The following is a 9,727-nucleotide window of genomic DNA, read 5'->3' on the forward strand; positions in this document are numbered from 1 at the left end:
CTGTAAAAGACTGTCTGAAGATGCTTAGAAGCATATAGAGTAAGAGGGATATTCTTTAAAAAACAAGTTAATACTAAGAATTTTATACTACAATAATGAGTAAGAATAAAGAAATGGTTTACTGTATTTTCGAATATAGTAGACCATTTTTAAAATTAAGGATCTGAAAAATATTATTCCTTTTTTGTATATCGTCAAACGGCACCCCCTTTAGTAACTTGTGAAAATAACCTTGCAGGAGACAGGTGGAATCTATATAATGGAAAATAGGCGATATAATAGTTAAGGTATTTTATTTAAATAAGTAATTGTTAATACGACTATTGAGCAGCTAAAGAAAGATATAGACAGAAATTTATATTTGGAGGTGTAGATGGGTATTTTTAATATATTTAGCAAAAAAGAGGATATATCCGAATTGGGAAAATATGCTTTTGAAATGCAGATTGACGATATCTTTTCCCTCATTCCCACAGGTGTGGTTTTAGTGGGCATAATAAGGAAAGGTAAAATACATACCAATTCTGATATAATGATAATTGATAAAAATGGGAAAATATTACATAAGAAAATTGTATCAGCAATGGAGCAATTCTACAAACCTGTATCTTTTGCTAAGAAAGGGCAAGCAGTTGCTATTAAACTTGATAATATTACAAAGGAAGAAATTAATATAGGAAATTACATTGTAATCGAATAGTATGTGAAACTTTTAGAATCAATACCACAGATTTCTGCTGCCGCAGAAGCGGGTAGGTTTACAAGTCGGTATAATGCTCAAGAAACAGCCCAATATGGCACCGGTTGAGTTGAAGAGCTGTCTGGACTGCTGTTCAACTGAGAGTGCTAGGTTAATTATCACGTACAAAAATTGAGTAAAGAATAAGAATTTTCCAATGTTTTATGGTTCGGATATTTATATAGCCCAACAAAAAATTCAGATAGACTTTGGAAATACAAAGAAGAAAGAAGGATATTACTATGAGTAAATGGTTTACCATCGATCATCTTGATAATGATTCCTATATCATTAGTGAATACCGTCATTGGGAAGAAACCCATTGCTATCTCCTAAACGGAACAGAGCGAAGTCTGCTAATTGATACGGGACTTGGCATTTGCAACATATATGATGAAGTAAAAAAATTGACGAATAAGCCAGTTACGGCTATTGCCACGCACATTCATTGGGATCATATCGGTGGGCACAAGTACTTTTCAGACTTTTATGCCCATGAAGCGGAACTTGAATGGCTAAATGGTGGATTTCCCCTTTCCATGGAAACAATCCGAGAGATGGTTATTGATCGTTGTGATATACCAGAAGGTTTTGATGTCAAGACTTATGAATTCTTTCAGGGTATGCCCACCAGTTTCTTGAAGGATGGAGATATGATTGACCTTGGTGGAAGAAGTATTCAGGTATTCCATACACCCGGTCATTCGCCGGGGCATATGTGCTTTTTTGAGCCCAGTTGCGGACATCTTTTTACTGGTGATTTGGTTTATAAAGACACGTTGTTTGCTTACTATCCCTCTACAGACCCTGGGGCCTATCTTGCTTCTCTTGAAAAGATCGCGGTACTTCCAGTAAAGCGTGTATTTCCAGCACATCATACACTGAATATTCAGCCAGAGATTCTTTTGCGTATGCGTGATGCTTTCCGACAACTCAAAATAGAGGGCAAGCTGCACCACGGCAGTGGAACTTTTAATTACGGAGATTGGGCGGTCTGGCTGTAATGCTAATTTCAATGTGTGCTAAAGTCCGCAGATGGGAGGCATTTGCAATAGGCTGGAAAGAAAATACTGATGTAAATTTGGAGGGTATATTTTTGGGAAAAAAGTAGAGTTGAGTTAATAGAATGGATATTGACTGTTTTTAGAGGGCCGAGGAGATGGAATAGATGCTCAATATATTATATGTAAAAACGACAGTAGAATCTGAAATATAATAATAAAATAAGAATTCATTCATTGACTTTACTGTGTCGATTAACATATAATATTACTATATTTTGGTAAAACCAACATGACCTATTGTTTATACTTGTAGCACTTGATTCTGGAGGGAACTATAATATGTTTATTAATTGTAAAAGCAGAAAGAAACCAAAAAGCTTCTCATTAATTCTATGTCTATTCCTGCTATGCCTGCTTTCTGGATGTGGGTTAAGGAAAGCTGCCAACCAGGCCGATGGTAACCAAATTACTTTGTCACCAGAACCCACCAATACTATGGGAGTTTCCGACAGAACGGAGGAAGCTGATACAAATAATAAGGTAGTAACGATAGAGCCTTCTGACACCTCTAATGCTACTGAGGATCCTAAGATCGAAGATTTTTCAGAAATGGATAAATATTTTAAAGATTATACTTTTGATGTTTCCTATGACGAAAAATTAGCATTTTATCAACGAACTTTTAGCATTCAAGGTGCATTTGACTTAAATAGAGATGGAGAAGCAGACAGGATAAATGCTGTATTAAAAGCTAACTATGAGGAGGGCTCCTATATAGAGGTAAATGGTATAAAAGTTACATTAGATCCATTCAATCCATCCGGTGAAATACAGATTATTGACTTGGATAGCAAGGATAGCTATGTGGAAGTAGCTATATTTGATGAAGGGCCAAGTGGGGATCCTAATTTTAAATTCTTTCAATATGATGGGAAAGAACTTTATTCTTTAGGATCAATCGATAGATATGCATTGATGGATGGGCAGGGAAAATTCATTTCATGGTTCCATTTAACAAATTATTTTAAGCCGCAGTTCTTTTCTGCATGGGGAGAATTTAAGAACAAAGAATATGTTATAACTAATCATGATGTAGAACAATACATAGGGAAAACCTATGAAGTTGATGGCAGTGGCTATTTTGTACCCTTAGATAAAAATCCTGAGAATTTTTTTGATCATACGGTATGGGATTTGGAAACCCTGAGGGAATTTAAGGAAACGAAGATAAAACTACTTGATATCCATATTGAACCGGAGGATCGGACTCTGAACTGGTTCTATGTTGAACTGCCGGACGGTGAGAGAGGGTTGCTGTATTTTTGGATTGGAGATTGAATCCAGGCAAAATAGTTTAGCTATTTATGATAAAATGATTCTTTCTAAAGTACAGCAGGATGGAAACAAGCATATTTAATTTGCTGGAGGGGGATTAATATGATTCAAGAACCAGGCAGAGAAGTTATTAAATCTATGTTAGGAAATGATGCATTTTTACTTTATGATGAGATTTACAATTACATTAGCGATAATTATAATATGGACAAAGTATGGGATAACGGTGGTAAATATGGTAAATATGTAATAAGGTTTCAGAAAAGTAAAAAAACACTTTGCACTTTGTATATAAGAGATAATCAGTTGGGGGTATGGATAATATTTGGCAGGGATGAAAGAGATAAGTTTGATAAAAAAAGAGATATTTTTTGTGAAGATATAGCAAATATTTATGATGCCACAGAAGTTTATCATGATGGTAAATGGTTAATGTTAGATTTAAGTAATGATTATTATATAGATGATATTAAACAAATGCTTTTAATTAAGAAAAAACCAAATATAAAATTAACTATGTGTGGATATTGCTGTGAAATGTGTAAAGCATATGCTCCTAATATTAGAAAAAACGATGAACGAAATGAATTGGCTAATATGTGGAAAAAGTACTATAACTTAGATATTCCTCCTGAAAGTATATATTGTGACGGTTGCAGATGTACAAATAAAAATGCAAGAAGAGTTGATAATAATTGTCCAGTAAGAGTTTGTGTAATGAATAAAGGAATAGAAGACTGTTCGGAATGTGTAAGCTATCCTTGTAATACTTTTATGGAAAGAAAAGGCCTATCTTACGAAGAAGCAGAAAATGAACAAAAGGAGCTGTTCAATCCGAAGGAATATCAGGATTATATGCTAGCTTATGATAATAAATCAAGATTAGACAGAAAATTGAAATAACTTCTAAGTAATGATTTTTCTAAAAACACGTCTTTAATGGCGTGTTTTTTAGTAAAGAAATAAGATGTACTTGTAAGCGGATACCTTAATTCAGTATTTTATGCACTTATGGCATGATTCCTTATGTGTATTTCATTACTGTTTGTTGCCTTAGTATTATCAAAAACAGAAAAAACACAAAGATGAATTCGTAGATTATTTCAGTGTGCTTCATTAGCAGTTCCGAGTTGAAATGTAATAATAAAATAAGAATTCATTCATTGACTTTACCCCGCAGATTAACATATAATAAAATTCATATCGCGGTTTCATTTTCAATTATTTTAAGCTACAATTTTTTCTCCATGGGGAGAATTTAAGAACAATCGATAAATGTTTTATGAATATAAGGGGACAAGTAAGTTATTCTTAGAATCACAATGGGTCAGCCATATGAACTTTCAGAATAGGTTAAACAAGAATTAGATTGCTAGAGCGTACAAGAAGGACGGTCATGTCTGTAGGTAGGCTCTTTTTATTTTACAATGCGATTCCTGCCTCTTATCCTTTGCTTTAATTTTTAAATTATAAGAATAAGAAATGTTAGTGAGCAAAAACATACAATATAAATTTACTACATGTATGTATACGGTTTAAAAATGAGTGTCCATAAAAAAGATGCGTTAGAATTAAGGATATATGAGAATGATGAAAAAAATGTACTCATAAAAATTGGGATACATTTTTACAACTCTATAACAAAACACTGATAATATTGTTCTATAAGGAGGTGAATCAATTTGGCATCTATTTTAATCGTCGAAGACGAAGAGGCAATCAATGATCTGGTTAAAAGGAATCTACATCTTGTAGGACATCACTGTACTTCAGTTTTCGATGGAAAATCTGCTGTTTCCGAAATACAGTGTCAATCTTACGATCTTATGATTTTAGATATCATGCTGCCGGGTCTTGATGGGTTTGAGGTGATAAAGCACGGGAAGGAAACGCCTACGATCTTCCTGACGGCGAAAAACAGCCTGCCGGATCGAATAAAGGGCTTCTCATTGGGGGCAGATGATTACCTGACAAAACCTTTCGAAATGCTGGAGTTGCTGGCCCGTGTGGAAGTGGTACTCAGAAGGACTCAGAAAAGCAGAAGCTGTTTTGAAGCGGGAGATGTAAAAATCGATTTTGACAGCCATCAGGTATATCATAAGGGACAGCTTGTGGAGTGTACCCCAAAAGAATATGAATTATTGGAGGTTCTGGTAAACAACCGTAATATCGCTCTCTCCAGAGAAAGGCTGCTGGAGCTTGTATGGGGTTATGATTTTGAGGGAGATACTCGTACCGTGGATGTACACATACAAAAATTAAGAAAAAAATTGGGTTGGATAGATATGATAAAAACCGTCTATAAGCTGGGTTACCGCCTGGAGGTGAGCAGATGAAACAACGTACCTTTTTAACAACCCTTGCACTTTTTCTTTTCTTCTTTAACTTTGGAATTTTTATTATTTCAGTAGCAATGTATAAGGACGCTGTAAAACACGCGGAAGAAAAAAGCCTGGGGGAACACTATTTTATCGTATCAGGCCTTATTAAAGATTTTCTTGCCATGGAAAGCCGGGGAATTAATATAGAAGGATCTCTAAGTTCTCTGCTCCATCCATACAACTATCTTTCCACTGATAAAAAGATTGGACTTGTCCTTTATAGAAACAATCAGATTGTTTATTCAAATCAGGACACATTTGAACTGCAGCGTTATTTATTGGATCCGCCGAAAGATGGAACCCGTGTGGCAATGGTACAGAAAATAGACAAAATGACTTATGCCATCGTCTCCGGAAAGCTTCCAGCTCCGTATAACTCCTACTCATTGGTCTATATTTATGATACGACAGAAGTCATAAGCTCTTGGAGCTATCTAAAAAACATGCTGTTCCTCGCGGGATTCATTCTTTCTGTTTTACTTGCTTTTGGACTTCTTATAATACTTAACCGGATATTTAAGCCGCTTATGCAGATTTCCCAGACCTCAAAAGATATCGCTAACGGTGCATATGAAACCAGGCTTCCAGTCTACGGACATGATGAACTCTCTGAAATGGCACAAAGTTTTAATCATATGGCAGAGGAGATCCAACATCAGATGTCAGAGCTTATTGAAACTGCGAATAAAAAGCAGCAGTTTATTGATAACTTTGCCCATGAGCTTCGGACGCCGCTCACAGCCATCTACGGATACGCGGAATACATGCAAAAGGCCGTTTTATCGGAGGACGACAGGCTATCAGCATTAAATTACATCATGTCCGAAAGCCGCCGCCTGCAGATGATTGCATTTCAGCTTATGGAACTGGCAAATTTGCAAAATAATCAGATTACCTGTGAAGAGCGAAAGGTATCCAGCCTATTTGAGGCGGTAAGGCAAACCTTGTATGGCAAGCTTGAAGGAAAAGAAATACATATAGAATTCAGCAGTGAAATAGAGACGATTTGCGGAGATGCCTGTCTGCTGGAAAGTTTGTTTATAAATTTAATTGATAATGCAATTAAAGCATGTCAAAGAGGCGGGCGGATCTTTGTATATGCCACCAATGAAGCCGGCAAAAAAACCGTAAGCATACGAGACAACGGAAAAGGCATGTCACCCGAAGTTCTCTCCCAAATCATGGACCCCTTCTTCCGTGAAGAAAAATCACGAAACAGAAGCGATGGCGGTGCAGGTCTGGGACTTGCCATATGTAAACAAATTGCATTACGCCATGGTGCAGAGCTTAGCTTTAACAGTTGTCCTGGCGAAGGAACAACAGCAAAAATAACTTTTACAACTTAATAATAACTCGATTACAATTCTATAATTTAAGCCTCTTATACTACCTATTGTGATCACAAATAAATCAATAAGGAGAGCTTTATATGAAAAAAACAGAAGGAAAACATTTTAAAAAATCATTTTTAGCTGCCGCAATGCTTATTGGTGCCAGCACAATGATATTCCAGGGATTTACACAAGCAGCCGCTATGACGGAAAATAAAAAAACAAATATGGTTCCTACAAGCTACATGAATTACACAGATTATTCATCCAAAACAGCACAGAACAACTTACCGGAAGGTTACAAAAAGGCAAATTATACAGTTGGGATAATAGACCTTCCCTATTACAAAAATCAAACACCTACCGAAAAGGATATGTCAAAAGAAGCAGCTGCAGAACTTACAGCACAATATCTATGGCAGGTGTATGGCGCGAATCTGGAGGGTATGACCATCGAAATGGGTTATAATGCACCAACTGATAATACTCCCCGCCCAATGTGGACTGCCGATGTGGAGATGAAAGATCAAGGCTACATTGATGGGTATCGTATTGATGGTTATGTAGTGTGGATTGATTCTATTACCGGAGAACTTTATAATATCGGTTTAGAGAGGACACTGAAAGAAAAGGTTCCTGCTGCCCCTGATTCATCCCTTAACAAAAAGGAATATGAGGCGGTGGCAAAAGAACTGGCTGAAAAATATAATATCGTCCACAGCCCTATTCAATCAATACAATGCACTGGACAGGGAGCCAACTTTTCAACAAATACTATCGGCACTTACGGTGACCCGGTAATCAGCTTTGAAGTTCACGGTGAGAACGGAGAAGTCGCACTTATGTCAATTTCCAGATATGACAAAGTATTGTGCGGTGTAGTATATAATGGACAATATAAATATGATTTACTAGGAATTGAAAAACTGGAAGAAGAAATAAGAGAAAAATATAATGAAGAAAAATATAACGAGCCAGCCTCCGCTGATAACAAAGTACCTACTTTAAAGGGTGGACAGTAAAGATTCGTAAAATTGTCAGATGAAAATCCAAAGGCATCGGGATGAAAAAGTCCTGGTGCCTTTGCTTAAATAAAAACAATCTAATTTCGTTACAAACAAAAAAATATCTTCCGTTCTGTTTATTTTCGCTTGTTTGTGTCTTTCGTTCTTAAAGGCATCCCGGTAAATAAAACAACCGCTGTTAAGATTGCAATATTCATTCATCGGAAATTTTTATACATATTTTTAGTCTTATTAAGTTATTTAATCACCTAAACAAAATAGATTTACTTAATGTGATATCCTGTAACAATTCATATAGTATTAACATAAACTGATATTACAATTAACCTTTTATAGGGAGTATTAACCATGATCTCAAGCATTAATTTTATAAAACAATCCCTAGGTTTACATTTGTTTTTTGCAAGGATTATGAAAGAACACTCATTTTTTCTTGAAGCGGGGTTTACGCCGAGGGATACAAGCTTTACTCAGCATGCAGACGCTTTTCGCAGGGAATTTGATGAGATTCTAGGAGAGGCTATTTCTCTTTCAAACGGTGTTGTTAATCCTGGGGTTCTTGAATCTGGTGAAGTAATAACACCGTTTACTTTGGATGCAGAAATGGCAACCACATATTTTACAGGGGTACAGATACCAACTCAACTGACGGAGGCAGAAGCAGGTCTAGAGGGTGGTGGCATAAGAACTGTTAGCCCTATGCTTGAACAACATGTATACGAGCTTAACCAAAGAGCAATAGATGCAACTGCTGCGTTAATACAGTTTAAAACTAATATTTTATCTAATGTTTTAAACTGCGAAATGTTTACATTTAATTATCCTTTGTTGATCCTACACATAACTCGTGAGGCAGAATTATATCTTCTACAGCTTAGAAGACTTCAAAATGATGAAGATATATGTCTGGAAAGAGAAGCCTACGAACTAGAATTTTTCTGGAACAGGCAAATGGCAGAACATGCTAAGTTTATTCGGGGATTGCTTGATCCGACAGAGGACAATTTGATCGATCAAGCTAATAATTTTGGAAAAGAGTTTGATCAATTAACAGCAGAGGCAAAGGCGGCAATGGATGACACCGCTCCATGTTCTAAAGTTACAGACGAAAGTTTAAGGGCTACTATGGATTTACGGAATTTCAAAGCGCAAGGCACACAGGGTATACTTGCATGTGAAGTAAAATCAATCATTATTCCGCTGCTTGGTGATCATGTCTTACGTGAGGCGAATCATTATATTCGGTTGCTTAAAATGTTTGAAAGAAGTTAATAAACTGGTGACCGATACACTGCTGAAAAATAAGTACAATTAAAGAATACATCTAATTTAAAGGATACTGATTGTACAACAATGCTAGAAAACAGAATATAAATAATAAACCTGCTGGCAGTTTGCCGACAGGTTTATTTTATACCTTTTTCAGGAGCCTATTAATATCGAGAGAAAATACAGCGATGGTAGTTTTTTAGAAATATGATTTTCCCCAAGGACCCAACTAAGTTCAAGCGACACCAGAACAAAAAGCATAGCATGGATTTTTTGTTTCACTCACGAATTCAGCAGGCTAAAGCCTAAATTAGTCAAGACCACCAGCTTAGCTGGTGGCTTGATTTGCCCCTATAAGGGGCTTTTACCTGCTTGCGTCTAAAGACGCACTGAATAGTTCGCCAGCCGCACTATTTTCTCGGGCAAACCCTAAAGGGCTTTATTTTTTGCCCTTTTGTACTGGCTCACCCGTAAACGGGTCTATATACTCTTTCAATGATATCTGGTCATATTGCAAATCTTCCTGTATTTGATTTTGTATATATTCTTGTATTTTCTTTGCATTTTTTCCTACTGTATCTACATAATATCCTCTGCACCAAAAATTTCTGTTTCCATATTTGTATTTCAGATTGGAATGCCT

Annotated in this window: 9 protein-coding genes; 8 read left to right on the forward strand and 1 reads right to left on the reverse strand. The window is 36.1% G+C overall.

Annotated elements, in window-relative coordinates; genetic code table 11:
* Positions 1-373: 373 nt before the first annotated feature.
* The 8 genes from BM183_RS01090 (at position 374) to BM183_RS01125 (ending at position 9,087) form a co-directional block, all read left to right on the forward strand.
* A complete protein-coding gene (locus BM183_RS01090) occupies positions 374-700 on the forward strand; it encodes a hypothetical protein (RefSeq protein WP_091683731.1) in 327 nt (108 codons plus the stop codon).
* A 281-nt stretch (positions 701-981) separates the two neighbouring features.
* Entirely contained in the window at positions 982-1,743 is a 762-nt protein-coding gene (locus tag BM183_RS01095; protein ID WP_091683733.1) for an MBL fold metallo-hydrolase, read from the forward strand.
* A 339-nt stretch (positions 1,744-2,082) separates the two neighbouring features.
* On the forward strand, positions 2,083-3,081 hold the full coding sequence (locus tag BM183_RS01100) for a hypothetical protein (protein WP_091683735.1): 999 nt from the start codon (positions 2,083-2,085) through the stop codon (positions 3,079-3,081).
* A 99-nt stretch (positions 3,082-3,180) separates the two neighbouring features.
* On the forward strand, positions 3,181-3,981 hold the full coding sequence (locus BM183_RS01105; protein ID WP_091683737.1) for a DUF3788 domain-containing protein: 801 nt from the start codon (positions 3,181-3,183) through the stop codon (positions 3,979-3,981).
* A gap of 779 nt (positions 3,982-4,760) precedes the next feature.
* Positions 4,761-5,414, forward strand: a complete 654-nt coding sequence (locus BM183_RS01110) for a response regulator transcription factor (protein ID WP_091683739.1) — start codon at positions 4,761-4,763, stop codon at positions 5,412-5,414.
* Positions 5,411-6,805, forward strand: a complete 1,395-nt coding sequence (locus BM183_RS01115; RefSeq protein ID WP_091683741.1) for a sensor histidine kinase — start codon at positions 5,411-5,413, stop codon at positions 6,803-6,805. Before BM183_RS01110 ends, BM183_RS01115 begins: the two co-directional genes overlap by 4 nt.
* Positions 6,806-6,888: 83 nt before the next feature.
* On the forward strand, positions 6,889-7,812 hold the full coding sequence (locus BM183_RS01120) for a hypothetical protein (protein WP_091683743.1): 924 nt from the start codon (positions 6,889-6,891) through the stop codon (positions 7,810-7,812).
* 351 nt (positions 7,813-8,163) lie between these two features.
* Positions 8,164-9,087 carry a DUF2935 domain-containing protein gene (locus tag BM183_RS01125; protein ID WP_091683745.1) on the forward strand — a complete coding sequence of 308 codons (924 nt, stop codon included), beginning with the start codon at positions 8,164-8,166 and terminating at the stop codon, positions 9,085-9,087.
* A 436-nt stretch (positions 9,088-9,523) separates the two neighbouring features.
* Here the strand turns inward: BM183_RS01125 and BM183_RS01130 are convergent.
* A partial coding sequence (locus BM183_RS01130) for a transposase (protein ID WP_170847848.1) occupies positions 9,524-9,727 on the reverse strand: 204 nt, incomplete at its 5' end.

Origin of the sequence: Anaerocolumna aminovalerica (assembly GCF_900115365.1) — a bacterium.
GTDB classification, from domain to species: domain Bacteria; phylum Bacillota; class Clostridia; order Lachnospirales; family Lachnospiraceae; genus Anaerocolumna; species Anaerocolumna aminovalerica.

What these genes read in the sequence shown, in the direction of transcription:
- BM183_RS01090 (WP_091683731.1), top strand. Translation starts at nt 374, where the DNA reads ATGGGTATTTTTAATATATTTAGCAAAAAAGAGGATATATCCGAATTG.
- BM183_RS01120 (WP_091683743.1), top strand. Translation starts at nt 6,889, where the DNA reads ATGAAAAAAACAGAAGGAAAACATTTTAAAAAATCATTTTTAGCTGCC.
- BM183_RS01095 (WP_091683733.1), top strand. Translation starts at nt 982, where the DNA reads ATGAGTAAATGGTTTACCATCGATCATCTTGATAATGATTCCTATATC.
- BM183_RS01125 (WP_091683745.1), top strand. Translation starts at nt 8,164, where the DNA reads ATGATCTCAAGCATTAATTTTATAAAACAATCCCTAGGTTTACATTTG.
- BM183_RS01100 (WP_091683735.1), top strand. Translation starts at nt 2,083, where the DNA reads ATGTTTATTAATTGTAAAAGCAGAAAGAAACCAAAAAGCTTCTCATTA.
- BM183_RS01105 (WP_091683737.1), top strand. Translation starts at nt 3,181, where the DNA reads ATGATTCAAGAACCAGGCAGAGAAGTTATTAAATCTATGTTAGGAAAT.
- BM183_RS01115 (WP_091683741.1), top strand. Translation starts at nt 5,411, where the DNA reads ATGAAACAACGTACCTTTTTAACAACCCTTGCACTTTTTCTTTTCTTC.